The organism is Streptomyces sp. NPDC007189, from assembly GCF_040703635.1.
Lineage (GTDB): Bacteria > Actinomycetota > Actinomycetes > Streptomycetales > Streptomycetaceae > Streptomyces.
On record NZ_JBEYEY010000014.1, the window covers coordinates 245,398 to 270,376 of the forward strand.

21 protein-coding genes are annotated in these 24,979 nt (G+C 73.6%); 12 read left to right on the forward strand and 9 right to left on the reverse strand.

What is annotated here, in order from left to right:
* Window positions 1-51 precede the first annotated feature (51 nt).
* The 3 genes from AB0950_RS27435 to lanKC form a co-directional block, all read right to left on the reverse strand.
* Window positions 52-1,767: an ABC transporter ATP-binding protein gene (locus tag AB0950_RS27435; RefSeq protein WP_366779615.1), complete on the reverse strand. Its 1,716-nt coding sequence runs from the start codon at window positions 1,765-1,767 to the stop codon at window positions 52-54.
* Window positions 1,768-2,214: 447 nt separating this feature from the next.
* Entirely contained in the window at window positions 2,215-2,328 is a 114-nt protein-coding gene (locus AB0950_RS27440) for a SapB/AmfS family lanthipeptide (RefSeq protein WP_330336349.1), read from the reverse strand.
* A 36-nt stretch (window positions 2,329-2,364) separates the two neighbouring features.
* Window positions 2,365-4,974: a class III lanthionine synthetase LanKC gene (gene lanKC, locus AB0950_RS27445; protein ID WP_366779616.1), complete on the reverse strand. Its 2,610-nt coding sequence runs from the start codon at window positions 4,972-4,974 to the stop codon at window positions 2,365-2,367.
* Between the two features lie 194 nt (window positions 4,975-5,168).
* On the opposite strand from lanKC, the gene AB0950_RS27450 reads away from it, so the two are divergent.
* The 3 genes from AB0950_RS27450 (at window position 5,169) to AB0950_RS27460 (ending at window position 9,537) form a co-directional block, all read left to right on the forward strand.
* On the forward strand, window positions 5,169-7,628 hold the full coding sequence (locus tag AB0950_RS27450; RefSeq protein ID WP_360574543.1) for a SpoIIE family protein phosphatase: 2,460 nt from the start codon (window positions 5,169-5,171) through the stop codon (window positions 7,626-7,628).
* A 143-nt stretch (window positions 7,629-7,771) separates the two neighbouring features.
* Window positions 7,772-8,047: a hypothetical protein gene (locus AB0950_RS27455; protein ID WP_330336346.1), complete on the forward strand. Its 276-nt coding sequence runs from the start codon at window positions 7,772-7,774 to the stop codon at window positions 8,045-8,047.
* The gene (locus AB0950_RS27460) at window positions 8,044-9,537 is read left to right on the forward strand and encodes a cytochrome bc complex cytochrome b subunit (protein WP_366779617.1); all 1,494 of its coding nucleotides are present in this window, start codon (window positions 8,044-8,046) and stop codon (window positions 9,535-9,537) included. The genes AB0950_RS27455 and AB0950_RS27460 overlap by 4 nt, the downstream gene beginning before the upstream one ends.
* On the opposite strand, the gene AB0950_RS27465 is transcribed toward AB0950_RS27460, so the two are convergent.
* Both AB0950_RS27465 and ctaD read right to left on the reverse strand, forming a co-directional pair.
* Window positions 9,473-9,856, reverse strand: a complete 384-nt coding sequence (locus AB0950_RS27465; RefSeq protein WP_360148641.1) for a cytochrome c oxidase subunit 4 — start codon at window positions 9,854-9,856, stop codon at window positions 9,473-9,475. The genes AB0950_RS27460 and AB0950_RS27465 overlap by 65 nt on opposite strands.
* The gene (gene ctaD, locus AB0950_RS27470; RefSeq protein WP_360148638.1) at window positions 9,853-11,517 is read right to left on the reverse strand and encodes a cytochrome c oxidase subunit I; all 1,665 of its coding nucleotides are present in this window, start codon (window positions 11,515-11,517) and stop codon (window positions 9,853-9,855) included. The genes AB0950_RS27465 and ctaD overlap by 4 nt, the downstream gene beginning before the upstream one ends.
* A 125-nt stretch (window positions 11,518-11,642) precedes the next feature.
* Here ctaD and AB0950_RS27475 point away from each other — a divergent pair, with 125 nt between their 5' ends.
* The 6 genes from AB0950_RS27475 to AB0950_RS27500 all read left to right on the forward strand — a co-directional run bounded on the left by AB0950_RS27475 (window position 11,643) and on the right by AB0950_RS27500 (window position 16,126).
* Window positions 11,643-11,999, forward strand: a complete 357-nt coding sequence (locus tag AB0950_RS27475) for a DUF6479 family protein (RefSeq protein WP_360148635.1) — start codon at window positions 11,643-11,645, stop codon at window positions 11,997-11,999.
* 122 nt (window positions 12,000-12,121) lie between these two features.
* Window positions 12,122-12,307, forward strand: coding sequence for a hypothetical protein (locus tag AB0950_RS27480; protein ID WP_360574549.1), 186 nt, complete (start codon window positions 12,122-12,124; stop codon window positions 12,305-12,307).
* 122 nt (window positions 12,308-12,429) lie between these two features.
* Complete coding sequence (locus AB0950_RS27485; protein ID WP_366779618.1) at window positions 12,430-13,494, forward strand: glucose-1-phosphate thymidylyltransferase; 1,065 nt, start codon at window positions 12,430-12,432, stop codon at window positions 13,492-13,494.
* On the forward strand, window positions 13,491-14,462 hold the full coding sequence (gene rfbB / locus AB0950_RS27490) for a dTDP-glucose 4,6-dehydratase (protein ID WP_360148626.1): 972 nt from the start codon (window positions 13,491-13,493) through the stop codon (window positions 14,460-14,462). Before AB0950_RS27485 ends, rfbB begins: the two co-directional genes overlap by 4 nt.
* The gene (rfbD, locus tag AB0950_RS27495) at window positions 14,459-15,322 is read left to right on the forward strand and encodes a dTDP-4-dehydrorhamnose reductase (protein ID WP_360148623.1); all 864 of its coding nucleotides are present in this window, start codon (window positions 14,459-14,461) and stop codon (window positions 15,320-15,322) included. The genes rfbB and rfbD overlap by 4 nt, the downstream gene beginning before the upstream one ends.
* Entirely contained in the window at window positions 15,323-16,126 is an 804-nt protein-coding gene (locus tag AB0950_RS27500) for a class I SAM-dependent methyltransferase (protein WP_366779619.1), read from the forward strand. It abuts the gene before it with no gap.
* Between the two features lie 15 nt (window positions 16,127-16,141).
* Here the strand turns inward: AB0950_RS27500 and rfbC are convergent, their stop codons facing one another.
* From rfbC to AB0950_RS27520, 4 genes are all read right to left on the reverse strand, one after another.
* The gene (rfbC, locus tag AB0950_RS27505; RefSeq protein WP_360574553.1) at window positions 16,142-16,750 is read right to left on the reverse strand and encodes a dTDP-4-dehydrorhamnose 3,5-epimerase; all 609 of its coding nucleotides are present in this window, start codon (window positions 16,748-16,750) and stop codon (window positions 16,142-16,144) included.
* 4 nt (window positions 16,751-16,754) lie between these two features.
* On the reverse strand, window positions 16,755-18,701 hold the full coding sequence (locus AB0950_RS27510) for a glycosyltransferase family 2 protein (RefSeq protein WP_366779620.1): 1,947 nt from the start codon (window positions 18,699-18,701) through the stop codon (window positions 16,755-16,757).
* 130 nt (window positions 18,702-18,831) lie between these two features.
* A complete protein-coding gene (locus AB0950_RS27515; protein WP_366779621.1) occupies window positions 18,832-19,416 on the reverse strand; it encodes a hydrolase in 585 nt (194 codons plus the stop codon).
* Between the two features lie 313 nt (window positions 19,417-19,729).
* Complete coding sequence (locus AB0950_RS27520; protein ID WP_360148608.1) at window positions 19,730-20,167, reverse strand: MarR family transcriptional regulator; 438 nt, start codon at window positions 20,165-20,167, stop codon at window positions 19,730-19,732.
* A gap of 141 nt (window positions 20,168-20,308) precedes the next feature.
* On the opposite strand from AB0950_RS27520, the gene AB0950_RS27525 reads away from it, so the two are divergent.
* Genes AB0950_RS27525 through AB0950_RS27535 form a run of 3 tightly spaced genes read left to right on the forward strand, consistent with a single transcriptional unit; the run spans window position 20,309 to window position 24,919 of the window.
* On the forward strand, window positions 20,309-23,350 hold the full coding sequence (locus AB0950_RS27525; RefSeq protein WP_360574559.1) for an FAD-linked oxidase C-terminal domain-containing protein: 3,042 nt from the start codon (window positions 20,309-20,311) through the stop codon (window positions 23,348-23,350).
* A 48-nt stretch (window positions 23,351-23,398) separates the two neighbouring features.
* Window positions 23,399-24,409 carry an SDR family oxidoreductase gene (locus tag AB0950_RS27530; RefSeq protein WP_366779622.1) on the forward strand — a complete coding sequence of 337 codons (1,011 nt, stop codon included), beginning with the start codon at window positions 23,399-23,401 and terminating at the stop codon, window positions 24,407-24,409.
* 9 nt (window positions 24,410-24,418) lie between these two features.
* Window positions 24,419-24,919, forward strand: coding sequence for a metallophosphoesterase (locus tag AB0950_RS27535; protein WP_366779623.1), 501 nt, complete (start codon window positions 24,419-24,421; stop codon window positions 24,917-24,919).
* Window positions 24,920-24,979: the final 60 nt, after the last annotated feature.

A 24,979-nucleotide genomic window follows, 5' to 3' on the forward strand; every position in this document is an offset into this window, starting at 1 on the left:
GTGCGTCAACTCCCCCTTCGGGACGGGTGCGTACGTGTCGTGCCGTGTGCGTCAGCCGGCCTCCGCCTGACCGAACACCGCCCGGTACCCCGCCTCCTGCCACAGTTCGCGGTGTGTGCCAAGGGCCCTGACGCGGCCGGCGTCCAGCCAGGCGACGCGGTCCGCGTGGGCCGCCGTCGAGGCGCGGTGGGCGATCAGGAGACGGGTGCGGCCGGGGTCCGGGGACAGCAGGGTGCGGGTGATGTGGTGTTCGGTGACCGTGTCGAGGCTGGAGAGGGCGTCGTCGAGGACGAGCAGACGGCCGCCGTGGGCGAACGCGCGGGCGAGGCCGAGGCGTTGGGTCTCGCCGCCGGAACGGGCTGCGTCGGCGACGCGGGTGCGGTAGCCCTCGGGGAGGCGCCGTACGAAGTCGTCGGCCCGGGCATGCCGCGCGGCGCGGCGCACGACGGCCGGGGTGGCGGGCGTGCGGCCGAAGGCGATCGTGTCCTCGACGGTCGTGCCCAGCAGGGCGGGCCGCTCGAAGGCGTAGGCGACCGCGTCGCGCAGCTCGGCGTGGCCGAGGTCGCGCAGCGGTACGCCGTCGAGGAGGACCTCGCCCGCGTCGGGGTCGGCGAGCCGCCCGGCGAGCGCGGCGAGCAGCGACTTCCCGGCGCCGGAGCGGCCGACCACCGCGAGGCTGGTGCCGCCCGGGACGACCAGGTCGACGCCGTCCAGGACGGTTCGCCCGTCCCGGCGTGCGGTCACCGCGCGCAGCTCCAGCCGCCCGTTGCCCGGCGGCAGGCGGCGGGTGCCGTGTGCGGGCGCGGGCTCGGCGCGCACCTCGGCGAGCCGGGCGGTCGCCGCGCGGGCCCGTGCCAGCGCGGCCAGCTGTCCGACGAGCGTGCCGACGCCCGTGGCGAGCACCGCGTACCGGGAGGCGGCCAGCACCTCGCCCACCGACAGGCGGTGCCGGGCCAGCAGCAGTCCGGCCACCGCCAGCACGCCCAGGTTCAGCAGCGGTGCCACGCCGACCGCCTGGGCGGCCGCCCGCCCCTGCACCCGCCACATGCGGTGCCCGGCGCGCGACAGTTCGGGCAGCGGTGCCAGCACGCGGGCGGTCTCGCGCCGCTCGGCGCCCGCGGCCCGGATCGTACGGACGCCGCCGACCGCCTCCGCCAGCGCCCCGGCGATCCGGCCCTGCGCCCGCTGGTAGTCGGCCACGCACGCCGACGTGTCCCGGGCGAACGCGCGCAGCAGCAGGGCCAGGACCGGCGCCCCGGCGAGGAACACGGCCGCCAGCCACGGGTCGATGAGACCGAGCGCCACCACGCCCCCGACGGGCCCGGCGAGCGCGGCGAGCGACGCGGCCAGCGCACCCGGCGCCGTCCCGGCCTGCGCGGCGTTGCCGACCAGCCGTGCCACCAGGTCACCGGCCCCGAACCGGGCCGACGCGCGCGGGCCCAGCGCCAGGACATGCCCGGTGAGATCCCGGCGCAGCCATGCGGTGGCGTGCGCGTCGGCGGTGCCGGTGAGCACCCCCGCGCAGCCGTCCAGCACGGCGAGCAGCAGGACGACGCCGGCACAGCAGCCGACCCAGCGCCCGGCCGGGGAACGCGCCAGCAGCAGGTCCAGGGTGTGACCGAGCAGGGCGGGCAGCAGCAGGCCGGCGGCGGTGGCGGCCGTGCTCACGGCGCACAGCGCGGCACAACGGACACCGCCCTGCCGCAGCACCGCCCGCGACAGTTCATGGCCTGCCGCGGAAGTGGCCTGGGTGGAGGGGGAGTTCATCGGCTGCGGCCTCGCTGGGGTCGGACGGAATCGGCACGGCTGGGCTTTGGGCGGCCGTTCGCCGGAGGGGCGGCTGGTGTCTGGGTGCCGGCCGCCGGTGCTTCGACTGGCGCGGCCTCCGGACGGCGGCTCGCCGGCGCGCCTGCCGGGGCCCTTCGACGGCAGCCGTCGATGGTGGCGCCGGGGCCTGGGCGGCCTGTCGGCAGCGGCGGCCCGGGCCTTGGGCGGTGTGCCGCTCGCGGTCGCCGCCGTGACGGCGGGTGTGCCCCTTCCTGCGTCGGCCCTCGGGGCGAGCGGCCTTGTCGCGTCGCCCCTCGGAGGCCAGCCGCGAGGAGGCAGGCGCACACCCGCGCCGTATCCCGGGCCACCCCCTTCAGGCCGGATCGGCCCCGGACGGCGCCCCCGCGGGGAGGGCGTCGCCCGGAGCCGTCCGTGCCGGCGCCGGGGTCAGAGGCAGAGCAGAACGCTCGCCGCGGACACGCAGGAGAGCAGGCTCGCGGTGCTCGCGCCGGTGTGGTGGTGCTCCTCGGACTCGAGGGTCTGCAGGTCGAGCAGTGCCATGGTGTTGTCCTTTCCTCGTTGGGGACGGAGGTGGTGTCACGGCTCCGTCGGTGCGGAGCCGCGTGCGTGGGCCGCCGGTGGCGGCGGCAGGAAGGGCAGGTGCGCGGTGCCGGCGTCGTCGCGGGCCGCGGCGAGCGCGAGCAGGCAGCCTGCCGTACCGGTGGCGAGGTCCATGGAGAGCCGCATCATCTGGTGCCCGGGGAAGGCCAGTTGGCCCTGGTAGTCCATGGCGAACCAGCCGAGCCCCGCGATCTGCTGCTCCAGCCGAGCGCGTCCGGCGCCCGGGGCGGTGCTGCGGGCGAGGTGCAGGATCATCCCGGCGCGGCCCTGGAAGAGGCCGGGCTGGGCGTAGAAGCGGGAGGTGGCGGCGGTGAGGATGCCGGCCCGGGCGCGTTCGAACTCCTCGGCGCCCTCTGCCGCGTGGGCCAGGTAGTCGTCCAGGACCAGTCCGATGCCCGCGCTGCCGTCGCCGAGGTAGGGCAGCGTCCGCCAGCCCTCGTCCACCTCCAGGCCGCCGCCCGCCCCCTGGGTCACGCAGCGGTCCAGGTCGCGGCGGAGCGCCTCGCCCGCCGCCGTCAGCCAGCACTCCTCGCCGGTCTGCTCGTACCACCGGATCAGGAACAGCGCGGGACCGCTCGCGCCGCGCAGCAGCCCGGCGCGCCGGCGGGGGCCGTCCTGCGCCGGTTCCGCCAGCCGCCGCCGCAGGATGCCGGCGGCCTCGGCGGCGTGTTCCCGCAGGGCCGGCTCGCCGGTGGTGTCCGCGAGCCGGCCGAGGACCAGGCCGAGCCCGGCGAGTCCGCCGTGCAGGTCGGAGGCGAGGCTGCGCCAGTTCTCCCGCAGCACGCCGTCGATCAGGTTCAGCGCCCGCTGCCGGTACCCGAGTCGGTCCAGCACCAGGGCGACGCCCGCGAGGCCGTCGTACAGGCCGAGCGGGGTGCCGGGCGGCGGCGGGGCGGTACGGTCCAGCAGCCAGCGCTCGCCCTCGTCGTACCGGCCGCACCCGGACGCCTGGAGGGCGTACAGCACTCCGGCCGCGCCATGGGCGAGGCCGAGACCGCCGCCGTCGGCGAACTGGGCGATGTCCCCGGGAAAGAGCCGGTCGTCGCGTTCCGGGGTGGCGGAGGCGAGGATCGCCTTCGCCATCGAGTCCCGGCTGTACGGCCAGTCGCCGGGCACCACCGGGGGCCGGGCCGCGGTGCGGGGCGTGTTCCGGGTGATCTCCGCGACCGCCTCGTCCAGGAAGGCCCGCGGCACGTCCGGGAACTGCTCCGCGATCACCTCAGCCAGATGCGCCGCCTTGCCCCGGTCGACCACGAACAGCGTGGTCACCGGCAGGAACAGGGCGAGCCGCAGACAGGCCAGCGCATAGCGGTCGACGTCCGTGCCGCGCCGGTCCGGCGGGGCGAAGAAGCCGGGGTGGGCGACGGTCTGCCGGGCGTTGTCCTCGGCGGGTGCGGCGGCCTCGAAGTCGATGAGACGGACGGATCTGTCGTCCTCGGCCACCATGATGTTGAAGACGTGCAGGTCGTTGAAGACCAGCCCGCGCGCGTGCACCGCCGCCACCGCCCGCTCCACCGCCGCGTGGATCCGCAGCGCCCACGCCGTGTACGCGGCGACCGCGGCCGGGTCCGGGTCGGGGGTGAGCAGCGGATGCCGCTCGGCGAAGAAGGAGTTGAGCGGGCGGCCCGCCACGTGGTCCATGACCAGGAACCGGTGCTCGCCGAGCGTGAACCAGTCCCGCACCTCGGGCACCACACCGGTCCCGGCGACCCGCTCCAGCGCCGCCTTCTCCCGCTCCAGCCGGGTCACCGCGTCCGCGCCGTCGGCGGCGAGACCGGCGTACGGCCGGGCCTCCTTGAGCACCACCCGGCGCCCGTCCCGCGTGTCGGTCCCGGCGTACACCCCGCCGCCGTTGGAGAAGTGCAGCGCCTTCTCGATGCGGTACGGCAGGTCGCCGACCGTCGTGGTGTTGCGGGCCTGAAGATGCGGGCGCAGGAACTCCGGCAGCGTCACCCACTCGGGCACCTGGAAGGACGGGTCCCGCCGGTCCGGCACCAGCCGGCCCCCGCCGTCGGCCACCGCCGGGACCAGCGAGCCGCGCTCGTCGACGACGTACCGGCGGGCGAAGGCGCCGTAACGGACGTAGAGCGGGCCGTCGTACCAGCGCAGATCGGTGAGGATGTACGGCCCCTCGAAGCCGTCCAGCAGCGTGCCCAGCTCCCGCAAGGTCCGGTGCAGCTGCTCCTCGTCGGCCGGGTAGACGGTGACGAACTTGCCGCTGGTGTCGCGGCCCGCGTACTTGGCGTTGCGCAGGTGCAGCAGATGCGGGCCCGGCACGAACTTGAACGGGATCCGGCGCGGCACGCAGTAGTCCCACACGAGGGCCGCGACCTGGTCGGCGTTCGCGGCCGTCGCCGAGGAGTGGATCTTCCAGCCCTGCGCCGGCGACGGCAGCGGCGCGCCGTCCGCGCCCACGGGGGTCAGCGTCAGCCAGTCGCCCGAGCGCGCCGCGCGCCAGCCCTCCGGGACGGCGCGACACGCCGTCGCGAACTGCGGCGCCGGGGCGCCGTCCGCTCCCGGGAGCCGGTCGGGCGTGTCGTAGAAGTGCCCGTCGGCGAGCGCGTACACCTCGTACCGCTTGTCCATGCCCCTCCCGCCCCTTCGTGGTGTGACCGCAGACGACACTCGCAGGAGCCGGCCGGTCGCGGACAGTCACGTCTGTCATGAGGTCGGTGTGCGGAACTCACGCGTCAAGATGTGTTCGGCGGCTTTCGAGCGAAGGCCGCGCCACGCACCCGCGCCCTTCACAGGGGCTGCGCAGGAGCCGCATACGCGCTGTAATGGCGAACGTGGTGAGGAGCGAGGGCGCTGCGATCAGCCGGACGACGACGGAGCGAGCCCGAGCCGCCCTGGAAGCGCTCACCGCGGCGCCCGACACGCCGGACCGGCTGCACCGCATCCTCGAACAGGCACTGGTGTTCGCCAGGGCGGCCTTCGCCGGCGTCTACACACCCGGCGACGACCCGGCCCAGCTGTGTCTCATGGAGTCCGCGGGACTGCCCCGCACCCTGTACGGCCTGCGCGACTGCTATCCGCTCGCCGGCGGTTCCCCGGTCGCCGAGGCCCACCGCACCGGGCAGCCGCGCTGGCTCGGCCCCGAGCAGCTCGCCGGGTGCCCCGAGGCCCGGCGCACCCCGTCCCCGGACTTCTCCGTGGCCGCCCTGCCGCTCGGACCGGCGGGCGGCGGCTGTCTGCTGGTCGTCAGCGAGCACGGCGGCGGCTTCGGCGCCGACGAGCGCGCCTGCCTGGAGCTGATCACCGGCGCGATCGCCGTACCCCTGCCGGTGGCCCTCGCCGGCGAGGGCGGCGAGCTGCCGCCGGACGCTTTCAGCCTGGCCATGGACAGTGGCCGGATCGAGGTCGGCGACGGGATCCTCCGGCTGTGCGGGCTCACCCGGGACGACTTCGACGGCCGGGTGGAGACCCTGCTCTCGCTCACCGTCCCCGAGGACCTGCCGGCGCTGATGAGCGTGGTCGAGGCCGACCACATGTCGATCGGTGAGCGCGAGCTGGAGTTCCGCATCCTGCAGCCCTCCGGCGCGCCCCGCTGGCTGCGGCTGCGCGGCCGGCTGGTGCCCGGCGGCGAGGGCCGCCCAGCCCGGCTCGTCGGCACCGTCGCCGACGCCTCCACCCTGCGCTCCGACGTCACCGACGTGGCCCGGGTGCAGCGCCTGGCCGCCGCCCTCGCCACCGCCACCACGGTCAAGGACGTCGGCAAGGCCGTCGTCGCCGCCCTGCGCGGACCGCTGCAGGCCGACCGGCTCGCGCTCGCCGAACTGGAGAACGACCGGCTCGTCGTCACCGTCCTCGACCCGCCCGAGCCCGAACAGTGGCCGGAGGTGTGGCGCACCGAGTGGCGCACCGAGTGGCCCGACGCGCCGGTGCGCGCCATGCCCACGCTGGCCGCCGCGCTGCGCGAGGGCCGCGCCCGGATCTGGCCGGCCGGCACCGCGCTGGAACCCGCCCTCGCCGACGTCGGCCCCGGCGGTCTCGCGGTGCTGCCGCTGCCCGCCGGCGGCCGCATGGCCGGCGCCTGCCTGATCGGCTGGGACCGCCCGCACCCCTTCAACCCCGACGAACGCGCCCTGCTCACCGCCTGCGCCGGGCTCGCCGGACAGGCCCTGCTGCGCGCCCACGCCTTCGACGCCGAGCACGAACTCGTCGGCATGCTCCAGCGCACCCTGCTGCCGCGCCGCCTGCCCCGGCTGCCCGGCGCGGTCGCCGTCGCCCGCTATCTGCCCGCCACCGAGGGGCTGCAGGTCGGCGGCGACTGGTACGACGTCATCCCGCTCGGCGACCACCATGTCGCCCTCGTCATCGGCGACGTCCAGGGCCACAACGCGGGCGCCGCCACCCTGATGGGCCAGATGCGCACCGCGCTGCGCGCCTACGCCGCCGAGGGCCACACGCCGGACGTGGTCGTCGCGCACGCCAACCGCCTGCTGCTGGACATGGAGACCGACCTGTTCGCCACCTGCGCCTACGTCGACGTCGACATGGAGCAGGGCACCGCCTGGTGCGTACGGGCCGGCCATCTGCAGCCCGTGCTGCGCCACCCGGACGGCACCACCGAGATCATGGCGGCCGAGGGCGGGCCCCCGCTCGGCGTGCTCGGCCAGGCCGACTTCCCGATGACGCCGCTGCGGCTGCTGCCCGGCACGGTGATCGCGCTCACCACCGACGGCCTGGTGGAGTCCCCGGACGCCGACATCGACGTCGGCATGGACCGGCTCGCCCGCGAACTGTCCGCCGCCGACCCGGCCCACCTCGGCCTGGTCGCCGACGCGCTGCTCACCGGCGCCCACCGGGACGACGACGTGGCCCTGCTGCTGATGCGCTACGACGGCATGGCCGTACGGCCGCTGCGGGAGAGCTGGACGGTGTGGCGGGTGCCGGAGGCGGTCCGGCACGCCCGCCGCTTCACCCGGCGCACCCTGCGCACCTGGGGCGTTTCGCAGGACACCATGGACGCGGCGCTGCTGGTGGTCTCCGAACTGGTCACCAACGCCCTCGTGCACACCGGCGGCCAGGTCCGCCTCGACCTCAGCCTGGTCAACCACCGCCTCCGCCTCGCCGTCGCCGACTCCTCCCCGCGCAGCCCCGTCAAGCCCACCAGCATCGGCTGGGAGGCCACCGGCGGCCGCGGCATCCTCCTGGTCGAGGCGGTGTCGGCGGCCTGGGGCACGGTCCCGGTCAGCGGCGGCAAACAGGTCTGGGCGGACCTGGTTCCGGGCGGCTGACGGCCGCGGTCGCTTCCTCCACCGACAGGCCGACGACCACCCTCGCACGTACCGTGCCCCTGACCGCCACACGGGTACCGTTTCGGCAGGTTGGCGCAGCCTGGGGAGGCGTGTCCGGGAAGGGGTGCCTAGGGTCGATTGGTGTGGCACACACCTTCGAGGAACTCGTGCAGAAGCAGCGCGCGGCCGAGGCGGCCCACGCCACGGTCGAGGAGCTGCGGCACACCTACGGCCCGCCGGCCGAGCGGCGGATGACCGGCGCCCAGTCCGGCACGTACGAGACCGCGCTGCGCGCCTGGCGGGACCTGGCCCGGGACGTGCAGACCGCGGTGAGCGAGTACGCGAAGGAGTCGGGCCGGCCGCGCCCCGAGGTGGAGGCCGAGGTGGCCCGGGCGGCGGCGGAGCCCGAGGACGCATGAGCGGGGACACCAGCCGCGGGGAGCGGCTCGTGCGCGCCGTGGACCGCAGGCTGCCCCTGTCGCAGGCGGGCTCGCTGCTGCGCAAGGCGTTCCCCGAGCACTGGTCCTTCCTGCTCGGCGAGATCGCCCTGTACAGCCTGCTGGTGCTCGTGCTGACCGGGGTGTGGCTGACGTTCTTCTTCCAGCCGGACATGCGCGAGGTCGTCTACGCGGGCCCGTACGTGCCGCTGCGCGGGGTGCGGATGTCCGAGGCCTACGACTCCACCCTGCGCATCAGCTTCGACGTGCGCGGCGGACTGCTGATGCGGCAGACCCACCACTGGGCCGCCCTGGTCTTCCTGGCCGCGATCGGCACGCACATGCTGCGGATCTTCTTCACCGGCGCCTTCCGCAGGCCCCGCGAGGGGAACTGGGTCATCGGGCTGACCCTGTTCGTCCTCTCGCTCGCCGAGGGCTTCGCCGGCTATTCCCTCCCCGACGACCTGCTCTCCGGGACCGGGCTGCGCATCGCCCAGGGAATCCTGCAGTCGATCCCGGTGGTCGGCACCTACCTCGTGTTCTTCGCGTTCGGCGGCCAGTTCCCCGCCCACGAGATCATCACCCGGCTCTACCCGCTGCACATCCTGCTGCTTCCGGGCCTCCTGCTCGCCCTGGTCGCGGTGCATCTGATCCTGGTCTTCCAGCTCAAGCACACCCAGTGGCGCGGCCCTGGCCACACGAACAGCAATTCCGTCGGCAAGCCCCTGGTCCCGCAGTTCACGGCCACCTCCGCGGGCCTGTCCCTCACCGTCTTCGGCGTGCTGGTGCTGCTCGCGGGCGTCGCGCAGGTCAACCCGATCTGGAACTACGGCCCCTACCGCCCCGACCAGGTCTCCACCGCCTCCCAGCCCGACTGGTACGTCGGCTTCCTGGAGGGCTCGCTGCGGCTGGTGCCGCCCTGGGAGACGAACATCGCCGGCCACACCTTCATGTGGAACGTGCTGCTCCCGGCGGTCGTCCTGCCCGCCCTGCTGTTCGGCGTCCTGTACGTCTATCCGTTCGTGGAGCAGCGCCTGACGGGGGAGTGGTGGGCCGAGCGGCACCTGTGCGACCGGCCCCGCGAGCGGCCCGTGCGCACCGGGCTCGGCGTGGCGGGCACCGTCTTCTACGGCGTGCTGCTGGTGGCCGGCGGCAACGACGTCATCGCCCAGACCTTCCGCGTCTCCGTCAACGCCATCACCTGGGTGTGCCGTATCGGCCTGATCGCGGCGCCGGTCCTGGCGTTCCTGGTGACCCGGTGGCTGTGCCGGGCCCTGACGGCGGCCGAGAACGAGCGGCTGGCCGACGGCGTGCCCACCGGCGAGATCCGGCAGAGCGTCACCGGCGGTTACGAGACCGACCACGAACCCGTGGAGGCGTTCCGGCCCGGCGCCCCGCGCAGGCCCCTCACCGGTGCGCGTACTGGAACACCAGCCCGTACACCCCGCGCGCCAGAACGCCCAGGCCGATGAGGAACAGCCACAGCCCGAAGACCACGCCGGTCGCGGTGAGCGCGAAGCCGAGCGCGGTGACGATCGGGAAAGGGCTCTCGTCGGGGAAGAACGCCACCGGCCCGGCCGCGTCCGCGACTTCCGCTTCCGTGCGGTCCTGAGCCCGCGTCCCGCGGCGCCGGTACTGGATCAGGCAGAAGAACGACACCAGCCCGGCCATGCCGCACGCGACGACCAGGGCGGCCGTGCCCGCCTCCTCGCCCGACCACAGCCCGTACAGCGCGGCGGAGCCGCCGAAGAACAGCGCGACCCCGCCGAACAGCAGCGCCTCCGCCTTCATCGCACCCGCTCCTCTCCGGCCGGGTTCTCGATCCCCGGATGGTGCAGGTCGAACGCGGGGGACTCGGAGCGGATCCGGGGCAGCGCCACGAAGTTGTGCCGGGGCGGCGGGCAGGAGGTGGCCCACTCCAGGCCGCGGCCCCAGCCCCAGGGGTCGTCCACGGTGACCTTCTCGCCCTTGGCGGCGGTGCGCCACACGTTGTACAGGAACGGCAGGGTGGAGACGCCCAGAAGGAACGCGCCGGCCGAGGACAGGGTGTTGAGCAGGGTGAAGCCGTCCGCGGTCAGATAGTCCGCGTACCGGCGGGGCATGCCCTCCTCGCCGAGCCAGTGCTGCACCAGGAACGTCAGCTGGAACGCCGGGAACAGCAGCCAGAAGTGCAGCTTGCCGAGCCGCTCGTCCAGCATCTTGCCGGTGAACTTCGGCCACCAGAAGTAGAACCCGGCGAACATCGCGAACACCACCGTGCCGAACAGCACGTAGTGCAGATGCGCCACGATGAAGTAGGTGTCGGTCAGATGGAAGTCCAGCGGCGGCGAGGCGATCAGCACCCCGCTCAGCCCGCCCAGCAGGAACGACACCAGGAAGCCCATAGCCCAGAGCATCGGTGTCTCGAACGACACCGAGCCGTTGACCATCGTGCCGATCCACGCGAAGAACTTGATGCCCGTGGGCACCGCGATCAGGAACGACATGAGGGAGAAGAACGGCAGCAACACCGCGCCGGTGGCGAACATATGGTGCGCCCACACCACCGCCGACAGCATGGTGATCGCGATCGTCGCCCCGATCATCGGCACATAGCCGAACAGCGGCTTGCGGGAGAACACCGGGATGATCTCCGAGACGATCCCGAAGAACGGCAGCGCCACGATGTAGACCTCCGGATGCCCGAAGAACCAGAACAGGTGCTGCCACAGCAGCGCGCCGCCGTTCGCCGCGTCGAAGACGTGCGCCCCGAACTTCCGGCCCGCCTCCAGCGCCAGCAGCGCCGCCGTGAGCACCGGGAACGCGGGCAGGATCAGGATCGAGGTGAACAGCACGTTCCAGGTGAAGATCGGCATGCGGAACATCGTCAGGCCCGGCGCGCGCAGGCACACGATCGTGGCGATGAAGTTCACCGCCGTCAGCGTCGTCGACACACCGGAGACCACCAGCCCCATCGCCCACAGATCGCCGCCCGCGCCGGGGGAGAAGTAGGCGCTGTTCAGCGGCGCGTAGGCGAACCAGCCGAACGCCGCGGCCCCGCCCGGCACCAGGAAGCCGGAGAGCACCATCAGCCCGCCGAACAGGAACATCCAGTACGACAGCGCGTTCAGCCGGGGGAAGGCGAGGTCCGGCGCGCCGATCTGCAGCGGCATCACGGCGTTGGCGAACCCGGCGAACATCGGGGTCGCGAACAGCAGCATCATGATCGTGCCGTGGATCGTGAAGAACTCGTCGTAGCCGTGCTCGCTCAGGAACTGCAGACCCGGCCGGGCCAGTTCCGCGCGCATCGCGAGGGCGAGCAGCCCCGCGAACAGGAAGAAGCAGAACGCCGTGACCATGTACAGCCGGCCGATCACCTTGTGGTCGGCGGTGGAGACCCAGCGCAGCACGGCCCGGCCCGGACGCGGGGCGGGCGCCGTGTAGCGTGTGACGATCTCGTGAGTATCCGACATTTCCGGTAGTTCCGTCATCGCGGGTGACGCTACTCCCCGTGACCTGCGGCCTCGTGTGCGCCACGCCTCGCACCGGGGGTCGTATCCGCCGCTCGGCCGGGTACCCGACGCCCATGGACTTCGCGATGAACACAGCAGCATCCGGTGCCCAGGTCTTCGGGTACGTCCTCATCCTGCTCGCCGGGGTCGCCTGCACCGCGGGACTGATCCTCGCCTTCCGGCTCGGCATCAAGGTGCGCCGGGGCGAGTCCCCGCCGCCGCGCCCCGAGGAGCAGCCGACGGTGCCGCCGTCCGGACCGGTGGGCGAGACCCGCGAGATGCGTGAGCCCGACGAGGTGCCCCGCGCCGCGGACGGCGGCGAACGGCTCACCCCGCACCAGGTGGGCACCGTCCGCAGCAGGCGCGCCGACGACCAGCGCCGGCCGCGCTGGTCGCCCGGCTCCAGCGGATCCTTCGGCGGCGGGGGCGGCGGCCGCACCTGAGCCGCCCCGCGTTTGCGGCCCCGGCCCCGCGGGGACCCGGTACGACACCCCTCGCACACGGGCCCCGCGGGGCCGTGACGCACACGCGTCCCAGCGGGGCCGGCGGACGACGCAGAAGGAAGATGGACGACGTGACCGCGCAGCCCACCGAGAAACCGTCCCTGCCCTACGCCGAGACCGGCTGGGCGAAGGCCCGCCGGAGGCGGAACCGGGGCGTGCGGACCTGTCTCCCGGCCGTCGTGGACCGCGGCTCCGCGCAGCAGCGGAAGACCGCCTTCGAGGACAACATCGTGCGGGGCGAGGACTGAACGGCGCCGACGGGAGAACACCCTCCCGGTAAAGCCTCGTCGACCCCAGAGCCATACCGTCGTAACGAACAAGTCAGCCGAGCAAAGCTCCGATCCGGACGATCGCCGTTAAGGTGTGGCGAATGAAGGCTCTGGTGCTCTCCGGCGGCTCCGGCACCCGGCTGCGTCCGATCACGCACACCTCGGCGAAACAGCTGGTGCCGGTGGCCAACAAGCCCGTGCTGTTCTACGGCCTGGAATCCCTCGCCGAAGCCGGGATCACCGACGTCGGAATGGTCGTCGGGGACACCGCCGCGGAGATCCGGGAAGCCGTCGGCGACGGCTCGAAGTTCGGCCTGGACGTCACCTACATCCCCCAGGAGCGCCCCCTCGGCCTCGTCCACGCCGTGCTGATCGCACGGGACTTCCTCGGCGACGACGACTTCGTGATGTACCTCGGCGACAACTTCGTCGTCGGCGGCATCCGCTCCCTCGTCGAGGAGTTCCGCACGCACCGGCCCGACGCCCAGATCCTGCTCACCCGGGTCCCCGACCCGCGCGCCTTCGGAGTCGCCGAACTCGACGCGTCCGGCCGGGTGACCGGCCTGGAGGAGAAGCCCGAGCACCCCAAGAGCGACCTGGCCCTGGTCGGCGTCTACCTCTTCACGCCGGCCGTGCACGAGGCCGTACGCGCCGTGAAGCCGTCCTGGCGGGGCGAGCTGGAGATCACCCACGCCCTCCAGTACCTCATCGACACGCGCGCCGACGTGCGGTCGACCGTCATCGGCGGCTACTGGAAGGACACCGGGAACGTCGGCGACATGCTGGAGGTCAACCGGACCGTCCTGGAACGCCTGGAGCGGCGGGTCGACGGCGAGGTGGACGACGCCTCCGAGACCGTCGGCCGCGTCGTGATCGAGGAGGGCGCCCGGGTCACCCACTCCCGGATCGTGGGCCCCGCCGCCATCGGCGCCGGAACCGTCGTCGCCGACTCCTACATAGGCCCCTACACCTCCATCGCGGAGAACTGCCGGATCACCGACAGTGAACTGGAGTTCTCCATCGTGCTGCGGGACTCCTCCATCGCCGGGGTGGGCAGGATCGAGTCCTCGCTCATCGGCCGCCACGTCGAGGTCACCCCCGCGGGCGTCCCCAGCGCCCACCGACTCGTCCTCGGAGACCACAGCAAGGTGCAGATCCGTTCATGAACCTCCTCGTCACCGGCGCCGCCGGATTCATCGGCTCCGCGTACGTCCGCACGCTCCTCGCCGACGACTCGCCCGGTGCCCCGCGCGTCACCGTGCTCGACCGGCTCACCTACGCCGGCACGCTCACCAACCTGCCCCTCGGCCATCCCCGGCTGGACTTCGTGCAGGGCGACATCTGCGACGCCGACCTCGTCGGCAAGCTGATGGCCGACGCCGACCAGGTCGTGCACTTCGCCGCCGAGTCGCACGTCGACCGGTCGATCGAGGGCGCCGCGGAGTTCGTGCGCACCAACGTCCTCGGCACCCAGACCCTGCTGGACGCGGCGCTCCGGCACGGCGTGGGCCCGTTCGTGCACATCTCCACCGACGAGGTGTACGGCTCCATCGACACCGGCTCCTGGCCGGAGGAGCACCCGCTGGCCCCCAACTCGCCGTACTCCGCCTCCAAGGCCTCCTCCGACCTCATCGCCCTCGCCTACCACCGCACCCACGGCCTGGACGTGCGGGTCACCCGCTGCTCCAACAACTACGGCCCGCACCAGTTCCCGGAGAAGGTGATCCCGCTCTTCGTCACCAACCTCCTCGACGGCCTGACCGTGCCGCTGTACGGCGACGGGCGCAACGTCCGCGACTGGCTGCACGTCGACGACCACTGCCACGGCATCGACCTGGTGCGCACCAAGGGCCGCCCCGGCGAGGTCTACAACATCGGCGGCGGCACCGAGTTGAGCAACAAGGAGCTGACCGGCCTGCTCCTCGAGGCGTGCGGCGCCGGCTGGGACCGGGTCGAGCACGTCGCCGACCGCAAGGGTCACGACCTGCGCTACTCGGTCGACTGGAGCAAGGCCCGCGACGAACTCGGGTACCGTCCGCGCCGCGACTTCACCGCCGGGCTCGCCGAGACCGTCGCCTGGTACCGCGAGCACCGCGACTGGTGGGAGCCGCTGAAGCGGCGGAGCGCCCGATGAGGTGGCTGGTCACCGGCGCGGGCGGCATGCTCGGTCAGGACACCGTGCACGCACTGCGCGGGCGCGGCGAGGACGTCACCGGACTCGGCCGCGCCGCCCTCGACATCACCGAACCGGCCGCCGCGCAAAGGGCGTTGGCCGAGCACCGGCCGGACATCGTGGTCAACTGCGCCGCCTACACCGCCGTGGACGCCGCCGAGACCGACGAGGAGCGCGCCCTGCTCGTCAACGGCGAGGGCCCCCGGCTGCTGGCCCGCGCCTGCGCCGCCGCGGGCGCCCGCCTGATCCACGTCTCCACCGACTACGTCTTCTCCGGCGAGGACCGCGACGCCCCCTACGGCGAGGACGAGGAACCGGCCCCGCGCACCGCCTACGGCCGCACCAAGCTCGCCGGGGAACGGGCCGTGCTCGCCGAACTCCCCGGCGCGTCGGCGGTGGTGCGCACCGCCTGGCTGTACGGCGTGCACGGCGGGAACTTCGTGCGCACCATGCTGCAACTGGAGCGCACCCGGGACACCGTCGACGTCGTGGCCGACCAGCGCGGCCAGCCCACCTGGAGCGCGGACGTGGCCGCCCGCATCGCCGACCTGGGAGTGACCGGCGCATCAGGGGTCTTCCACGCCACCAACGCGGGCGAGGCCAGCTGGTACCAGCTGGCGCGCGAGGTGTTCCGGCTGGCCGGCGCCGACCCGGACCGGGTCCGCCGCACCGACAGCCGGGCCTTCGTCCGGCCCGCGCCCCGGCCCTCCTACAGCGTCCTCGGTCACGAACGGTGGCGGACGGCCGGTCTGGCACCGCTGAGGGACTGGCGGACCGCCCTGCACGAAGCACTGCCCCACATCCGCAAGGAGACGTCTTAAGTGAAACGGCACGAGTTCCTGCGGGAGCTCCACAAGGTCAGCGCGAACCGCAACTACCTGGAGATCGGCGTCAACGACGGCCGCAGCCTGACGCTGTCCCGGGTGCCCAGCATCGCGATCGACCCCGCGTTCAAGGTGGTCACGGAGATACGCTGCGACGTGCACCTGGTGAAGGCGACGAGCGACGACTTCTTCGCCCGCGACAACCCCCTCGCGCACCTGCGCGGCGGCCGGCATCCGCTGCGCAACCTCGCCCGCAACCGCAGCCCGTTCGGCTACTTCAGGCGCACCACGCTCGACCTGTCGTTCATCGACGGCATGCACCTGTTCGAGTACGCGCTGCGCGACTTCATCAACATCGAGCAGCACTCCGACTGGGCGAGCGTGATCGTCTTCGACGACATGCTCCCGCGCAACGTCGACGAGGCCGCCCGCGACCGGCACACCAACGCCTGGACCGGCGACGTCTACAAGCTCATCGAGATCCTCGGCCGCCACCGCCCCGACCTGGTGACGGTCCTGGTCGACACCGCGCCCACCGGCCAGCTGCTGGTCTTCGGCGCCGACCCGGACAACACCGTCCTGAAGGACGGGTACGACGAGATCATCGCGGAGTTCGAGGTGCCCGACCCGCAGAAGGTCCCCGAGTCCGTGCTGGAGCGCACCACGGCCGTCAAGCCGGAGGAGTTCCTCGCGGCCGGCTTCTGGAAGGCGCTGGTCACGGCCCGCAACCGGGGCACGAAGCGCTCCCGTGGCTGGGAGCCGCTGCGCCGCGCGCTGGCCCCGTACGCCGCCGGCCGCTGAGCCGCCCGTACGCCCTCAGCCGCTGAACTCCCCGGAGCGCAGCCGCTGGTAGTGGGCGGAGCAGTCCGCGTACGTGGGCAGCAGCCCGGACCGCTCCGCCTCGGCCAGCGTGGGCGCCTCGGCGTCCTTGGGCGACAGCACCGGCTCGATGCCCTCGGGCCAGGCGATGTCCAGCGCCGGGTCCAGCGGGTGCAGCCCGTGCTCGCGCCCGGGCGCGTACCCGGTGGAGCACAGGTACACCACCGTGGCGTCGTCGGTGAGCGCCATGAAGGCGTGCCCGAGCCCCTCGGCGAGGAACACCGCGCGCCGGGTCTCCTCGTCCAGCCGTACGGCCTCCCACTGCGCGTAGGTGGGGGAGCCGACGCGGATGTCCACGGTCACGTCGAGGACGGCCCCGCGCACACAGGTGACGTACTTGGCCTGGCCGGGCGGCACGTCGGCGAAGTGGATGCCGCGCAGCACGCCCCGCCGGGACACCGAGCAGTTGGCCTGGGCGAGGCCGAGGTCGTACCCGGTGGCCTCGCGGAACTCCGCGCCCCGGTACCACTCGTGGAAGCTGCCCCGGTCGTCCGGGAACACCTGGGGTTCCAGCACCCAGGCGCCGCCGATCCCCAGTTGCCGCACGCCGTCATGCCCTCCGTGTCGTCGCGGTCGTCCGCGCCCGCCGTACGCCGCCGAGCAGGCGCCGTGCCCTGCGCAGCAGTCGGCGCAGCATACCGGGCGGGGCCGGGCGGACCACCTCGACCGCGCCGGGTCCGCGTCCCACGCGCAGCAGCAGCGGCAGCTTCACGGCGCGGCCGCCGGACAGCCGCAGCTCCGTGCGCCACAGGGCGCCGCGCAGCTCGCCGAGCGGCAGGCCGGCCTCCAGCAGCGCGTGGACTCCGTCGGCGGGCGTCAGCAGGGCCGGCCGGTCGACCGCGCGGCCGGAGGCGCCGGCCAGCCGGACGGCGACCGTCGTGCTGTCGGGCACGTACAGCGGCAGTGCGACGGTCAGCGTCTCGGCGGAGACCGTCGCGTCCGCCGGGGTGAGCCGGTGCAGTCCGAGGGACTTCACGGCACGGTCCACGTCCAGCGACAGGTTGCGGTACTGCTGCGTCCAGTACGGCAGTACGACGCGGCCCGCGACGATCCCGGCCGGCGGCAGCGCGAGCCCCTGCGCCGGGGCGGGGCCCAGCCGGCACTCCTTGGTCCAGCCGCCCAGGCCGACCCGCACGTACAGGTCCCACAGGCCGCCGCCGAGCGGGTCGCCGCCGGCCGCCGCGGCGGGGTCGACGGCGGCCGTGGCGCGCAAGCGCAGCCGGGTGCCGCCGGCCTCGGCCGGGACGCGCTCGCGGGTGACGTCGACCGGCTGGAAGAAGGAGGCCCCGCTCTCCCGGTCGCGCACGATCACATCGACGGCGGCCGTCTCGAAGCCGTCCTCGGCGGCCGCCGCCAGCCAGGACGCGGCCTCGGCGACATCGCGGGGCGCGCCGTCCGCCGGCGGCCTCGGGGCGTTCGCCGGGACCGTGAGCGGGCCGTCGGCAGTGGTGTACTCGACGCCGAGGTCGATGCGCAGGACGCCGTCCCGCCAGGCGGCCCCGGCCGGTACGGCCTGCGGCCGCACCCCGGCCTCCCACTCGGCGTAGGCGACCAGGTCGTCGTAGCGGTCCTCGCGGATCAGCGCGGCGACGATCCGCTGGCCGGGGCGCAGGCCGGGGGCGACGCCGGGGCCGAAGCGCTCGACGACGACCGCGTGCATCTCCTTGAACAGCGCGCGCCGGTAGTCGTCCGGCATCGCCAGCAGCCGGCGGCCGCTCATCCGCTCGACCATCTCCACCCGCAGCCAGCGGCGCAGCAGCCTGTCGCGCAGCGGGCCCGGCTCGGTGTACCGCTCGACCACGTCGAGGGCCTCGCGGAGGTTGGTGAAGTAGCCGACCGGGTCGAAGCGCTGGAAGCCGGCGTTGGAGGCGTCGTCGCGTTTGATGTGGTAGTAGCAGACGTAGTCGCTGAGCACCGAGACGTTGTCCGCGCGCAGATAGGCCTCGGTGAAGAAGACGTGGTCCTCCAGGCGCCGCCGGCCCTCGAGGAAGCGCAGCCCGGTGCGGTCCAGGAAGGAGCGCCGGACCATCTTGTGCGGGGTGAGGCTGTCGATCAGGGGGGCGGTGGCGACCGTGGCGTGCGGGTGGTTGCGGCGGAACAGCTCCACCGGGACCGGGCGGCCCTTTCCGGCCATCTTGCCGACGATCACGTCCGCCTTGTTGGCGACCCCGTAGTCGTACATCCGCTCCAGGGCCTCGTCGCCGAGCCGGTCGTCGTTGTCGACGAACATCACGAACTCGCCCCGGGAGGCCGCGATGCCCACGTTGCGGGGCTTGCCCGACCAGCCCGAGTTCTCCTGGTGGATGACGTGGATGTGCGGATGCTCGGCGGCGAGGGCGTCGAGCCGGGCCGGCGTGGCGTCGGTGGAGCCGTCGTCCACGAAGATCACTTCGTACTCGTCGGGAGGCAGCGACTGGCGCAGCAGCGAGGTGATGCAGTCCTCGATGTACGGCCCCGGGTTGTACACGGGGACGATGACGCTGACCTTGACCGGCATCCGGTGACAAGCCCCCTCTGTTCGCTTCCCGTTGCCTGGGTGGCACGGGTGGGCGTGGCCGAATGCTAACCCGGACCCGTGCGGTGGTGTGCGGGCACCCCCGCCCGCCGCACGCGTCCGGGCCCGTGGATCAGGCGTGGGTCTTGGCGAGCAGCTCCAGGATCTCGGCGGTGGTGCCGCTCTCGCCGAGCCGCGGGAAGATCCGCTCGACGCTGTTCGCGTGCGCCTCGGCGTCGGCGTCGGCCATCGCGTCGGTGGCGAGGGTGACGTGGTAGCCGTGGGCGTAGGCGTCGCGGGCGGTGGACTCCACGCCGATGCTGGTGGCGATGCCGGTGAGCACGATCTGGGTGACGCCGCGGCGGCGCAGCTGGACGTCGAGGTCGGTGCCGTGGAAGGCGCTCCAGTTGTGCTTGGTGACGCGGATGTCGCCGGGGTGGCCGTTCAGCTCGTCGGCGATGACGTCCCAGCCCTCGGGGAAGGCGAGGCCGCGCGCCTGGCGCTCGGTGCGGCCGGGGACGGCGTCGGCCCAGTCGGGCGCGAAGGAGACGCGGACCAGGACCACGGGCAGCCCCTTGGCGCGGAAGGCGCCGGCGAGTTCGGCGGTGCGGGAGACGACGTCGGAGGCCGCGTGCGGCTGCACGGGCATGCCGACGATGCCGTTCTGCAGGTCGATCGCGACGAGGGCGGTGCGGGGGTCGAGCGTGGTGAGCGACATGAGTCGGTCAGGCCTTTCCAGGGGTTCGGTGTTTTCGGGGGTTCGGATGGTTTCCGTGGATTCGGGAGTTTTCCGGGGGTCCGGAGTTTTGCGGGGTGCGCCGGCCCGGGAGCGGTCCGGCGGGGGGGGGCGTCGGCAGCGGTGGCGAGCCGGCGAGCAGGAGGGGGCCGGCGTGCGGCCGGGCGGTCTCGGCGGGCGGGGGTCCGAAGGCGACGCCGGACCCACGGCGACCGTCGAGCAGTCGAGGGGGCGGCGGCAGGAGCCGGCGAGGGAGGGGCGGGATGCCGTCCCGGCGTGTGCGGCCGCCTGCGGGTCACGGCTGCGACAGGCGTTCCATCAGCTCCAGCGCCGCGAGCACGGTCTGCCGCTCCTGCTCGGTGTAGCGGTCCTGGAAGGCGCGGGCCAGCCACTCCTCGCGCACCTGCCGGTTGCCCTCGATCCGGGCCCGCCCGGCGTCGGTCAGGGTGACCAGCTGGCGGCGGCCGTCGTCCGGGTCGGGGGTGCGCCGGATCAGCCCGTGCTGCTCCAGGGCGGCCAGCGTGGTCGCCATCGACTGCGGGCGTACGCCCTCGGCGGCGGCCAGCGCGCTGGCCGTGGCGGCGCCGTGCTTGCCGACCAGGGTGAGCGCCGACTCCTGGGAGGGGCTGAGGTCGGTGTCCTGCGCGACCTCGCGGATACGGCGCCGCAGCCGGCTGAACACCACGCGCAGATCGCGCGCGGCGCGGGCGGCGGAGTCGGAGATGTCAGCCATGCCGCCACCCTAAGACCGGCAGCCGTAACTGTCCAGCTCGACCTGTTCAGTCTTGCCTGTCCAATTGTCGGGTACTCGCCCGTCCTCGGACAGGCAGCACGTCGGTGACCCCGCACGGTCGGTGAAGACAAGGGAGCGCAGATGACCCCTTCGGACATGTCCGGCCTTCAGGCGGCTCTCCGCGCCGAGGTGGACGGCGAGATCCGCTTCGACGCCGGCAGCCGCGGCGCCTACGCCACGGACGGTTCCAACTACCGGCAGGTCCCGCTGGGCGTCGTCGTCCCGCGCACGGTCGAGGACGGCGCCCGCGCCGTGTCGGTGTGCGCGCGGTTCGACGCCCCCGTCCTCTCCCGGGGCGGCGGCACCAGTCTCGCCGGACAGTCGACCAACACCGCCGTGGTGATCGACTGGAGCAAGTACTGCAACCGGATCATCTCCGTCGACCCCGAGCGGCGCACCTGTGTGGTGGAGCCCGGGATCGTCCTCGACGAACTCAACCGCCAACTCGCCCCGCACCGGCTCCAGTTCGGACCCAAACCGTCGACCCACAGCCACTGCGCGCTCGGCGGCATGATCGGCAACAACTCCTGCGGGGCCTCCGCGCAGGCCTACGGCAAGACCGTCGACAACGTGCGGCAGCTGGAGATCCTCACCTACGACGGCCAGCGCGCCTGGGTGGGTCCCACCCCGCCCGACGAGCGCGCCCGGATCGTCAGCGGCGGCGGCCGGCTCGCCGAGCTGTACGCCGGCCTCGACCGCATCGCCACCGAGTACCTCGCCGACATCCGCCGCGGCTACCCGAAGATCCCGCGCCGCGTCTCCGGCTACAACCTCGACTCCCTGCTGCCCGAGAACGGCTTCGACGTCGCCAAGGCGCTCGTCGGCAGCGAGGGCACCCTGGTCACCGTCCTGCGCGCCGAACTCGACCTCGTCCCGGTGCCGGCGTACCAGTCGCTGCTGGTCCTGGGCTACGACGACATCTGCACGGCCGGCGACGACGTGCCGCTGCTGCTCGAGCGCTGCTCGCCCACCCAACTCGAGGGGCTGGACGACCGGATGGCGCAGCTGATGCGGGAGGAGGGCGCCTACCTCGACTCCCTCGACGCCCTGCCCGAGGGCGCCAGCTGGCTGATGGTGCAGTTCAGCGGCGACAGCCAGGAGGACGTCGACGAGCAGGCGCACGCCCTGCTGCGCGCCGTCGGCCGCGACGAGAAGGACAGCAGGATCGCCTTCTCCGACGACCCGGAGCGCGAGCAGAAGATGCTCAAGGCCCGCGAGGCCGGACTCGGCGTCACCGCGCGCCCGCCGGACGACCGGGAGACCTGGGAGGGCTGGGAGGACTCCGCCGTGCCGCCCGACCGGCTCGGCGACTATCTGCGCGACCTGAAGGGCCTGTTCGAGGAGTTCGACTACGATCACCCGTCCCTGTACGGCCACTTCGGGCAGGGCTGCGTCCACACCCGCATCCCCTTCGACCTGCGCACCGCCGACGGCGTGGCGCACTTCCGCCGCTTCGTGGAGCGCGCCGCCGATCTCGTCGCCTCCTACGGCGGCTCGCTGTCCGGCGAGCACGGCGACGGCCAGTCCCGCGGCGAACTGCTCACCCGCATGTTCGGCGAGCGGCTCGTGACCGCGTTCGGCGAGCTGAAGGCCCTCTTCGACCCGGGCAACCGGATGAACCCCGGCAAGGTCGTCCACCCCAACCCCGTGGACGGGCAGCTCCGGCTCGGCCCGGGCTGGCGGCCGGCCACCCCCTCGACCCACTTCGGCTTCCCCGAGGACGAGCACTCCTTCAACCGTGCCGTGATGCGCTGCGTCGGCATCGGCAACTGCCGTAGCCACTCCGGCGGCGTCATGTGCCCCTCCTACCGGGCCACCATGGAGGAGGAGCACTCCACCCGCGGCCGGGCCCGGCTGCTGTTCGAGATGCTCGGCGGGCACGCCGACTCCGCGATCCAGGACGGCTGGCGCTCCACCGCCGTACGCGACGCGCTCGACCTGTGCCTGGCCTGCAAGGGCTGCAAGTCCGACTGTCCGACCGGCGTCGACATGGCCACCCTCAAGGCCGAGTTCCTCGCCCACCACTACGAGGGCCGGATCCGCCCGGCCGCCCACTACTCCATGGGCTACCTCCCGCTGTGGGCCCGGCTCTCCCGGATAGCCCCCTCGCTGGTCAACTCCGCGCTGCACGCGCCCGGTCTGGCCCGGCTCGGCAAGCGGCTCGCGGGCATCGACGAGGCGCGCTCGGCACCGGTGTTCGCCGAGGAGTCGTTCGTGCAGTGGTGGAAGGCACGCGACCGGCAGGAGCCGGACCCGGCCGACCCGCGCACCGTGGTGCTGTGGCCCGACACCTTCAGCACCTACTTCCACCCCGCGATCGCGAAGTCGGCCGTACGGGTGCTGGAGGACGCCGGATTCCGCGTGGCCGTACCGACCGAACCCGTGTGCTGCGGCCTGACCTGGATCTCCACCGGTCAACTCGCCGTCGCCAGGAAGGTGCTGGCCCGTACCCTCGCGGTGCTGCGCCCCTACCTGGAGGCCGGCACCCCCGTCATCGGTCTCGAGCCCTCCTGTACGGCCGTCTTCCGCGCCGACGCCCCCGAGCTGATGCCCGCCGACCAGGACGTGCAGCGGCTCGCCGGGCAGGTCCGCACCTTCGCCGAACAGCTCGTCCACCACGCCCCCGACGACTGGCGGCCACCGCAGCTCGCCCGGCAGGCCACCGTGCAGACCCACTGCCACCAGCACGCCATCATGAAGTCCGGCGCCGACGAGGAACTGATGCGCCGCGCCCACCTGGACGCCGAGGTCCTCGACGAGGGCTGCTGCGGACTCGCCGGCAACTTCGGCTTCGAACGCGGCCACCACGAGGTCTCCATGGCCGTCGCCGAACAGGGCGTGCTGCCCGCCGTCCGCGGCGCCGCGCCCGACAGCCTGGTCCTCGCCGACGGCTTCAGCTGCCGCACCCAGATCGAGGAGGGCGGCACCGGCCGCCGCGCCCTGCACCTCGCCGAGGTGCTCGCGCTGGCCCTCGACGGCAACCTGCCCAGCGACCAGCCGGAACGCCTGGCCGACCGCCCCGACCCGCCCTCCCGCACCGCCCGCTGGGCGACGGCCGCCGCCACGGCGGCCCTGCCCGCCGGCACCGCGCTCGCCTTGCGGCTGCTGCGGCGCCCGGGATGAGGCACGGCAGTACCGAGTGCAGTGAAGCCCGCAGGAAAGGAGATGATCATGCCCGCGACCGTCGTCATCACCGGTGCCAGCGCCGGAATCGGCCGCGCCACCGCCCGGCTGTACGGCCGGCGCGGCGCGAACGTCGTGCTGGTCGCGCGTGGCGAGGGCGGCCTGCGGGCGGCGGCCGACGAGGTCGCGGCCCTCGGCGGACGCCCGCTCGTGCAGCCCGCCGACGTGGCGGACCAGGCCCAGGTCGAGGCCGTCGCCGAGGCCGCGGAGAAGGAGTTCGGCCCCATCGACGTATGGGTCAACTGCGCCTTCGCGAGCGTCTTCGCACCGTTCGACGAGATCACCGCCGAGGAGTTCCGGCGGATCACGGAGGTCACCTACCTCGGCTTCGTCAACGGCACCCGCTCCGCCCTCACCCGCATGCTGCCCCGCAACCGGGGCACGATCGTGCAGGTCGGCTCGGCCCTCGGCGAGCGGTCGATCCCGCTGCAGTCCGCCTACTGCGGCGCCAAGCACGCCATCAACGGCTTCACCTCCTCCCTGCGCACCGAACTGCTGCACCGCGGCAGCCACGTGCACGTCACCGTCGTCCAGATGCCCGCCGTCAACACCCCGCAGTTCGAATGGGTCCGCTCCCGGCTGTCCCGGCACCCCATGCCCGTGCCGCCGATCTACCAGCCGGAGGTCGCCGCCCGCGGTGTGCTGTACGCGGCCGACCACCCGCGCCGCAAGCAGTACTACGTCGGCGCCAGCACCGTGGCCACCATCTGGGCCAACCGGCTCGTCCCGGCCCTGCTCGACCGCTATCTCGCCCGCACCGGCTTCGACTCCCAGCAGACCGACCGCATCCCGCCCGCCGGCCAGGACAACCTCTTCACCCCCGTCGACCAGGACCCCGGCGAGGACCACGGCGCCCACGGCTCCTTCGACGACAGCGCCCACCCGCGCTCCCTGCAGCAGACCGTGGCCCGGCATCCGGCCGCGGCCGCCCTCGGCACGGGCGTCGCGCTGCTCGGCGCCGCACGCGGCCTGCGCCGCCTGGCCTCCCGCGCCGCCTAGGCTGACACCGTGCGCCTGCTGCTCATGTCCGACACCCATCTGCCCCAGCGCGCCAAACGGCTCCCCGAGCCCCTGCTGGCCGAACTCCCGCACGCGGACGTCGTGTTCCACGCCGGGGACTGGGTCGACACCGCCACCCTGGACCTGCTGGAGAGCCACAGCCGCCGGCTCGTCGCGGTGTACGGCAACAACGACGGGCCCGAGCTGCGGGCGCGGCTCCCCGAGGTGGCCCGCGCCGAGCTGGGCGGCCTGCGCTTCGGAGTCGTGCACGAAACCGGCCCCGCCCAGGGCCGCGAGGCCCGCTGCGCCGCCCGCTTCCCCGACCTCGACGTGCTGGTCTTCGGCCACAGCCACATCCCCTGGGACACCACCGCCCCCAACGGCCTGCGCCTGCTCAACCCCGGCTCCCCGACCGACCGCCGCCGCCAGCCCCACTGCACCTTCCTCACCGCGACCCTCACCGACGGCGCACTCACCGACGTGACCCTGCACCGCCTGCCCCCGCGGTAGGCCGGACGCCGCGTCCCACCGGGCGGCGCCCGCAGCACGCGGGGTACCGCACGACGTCTG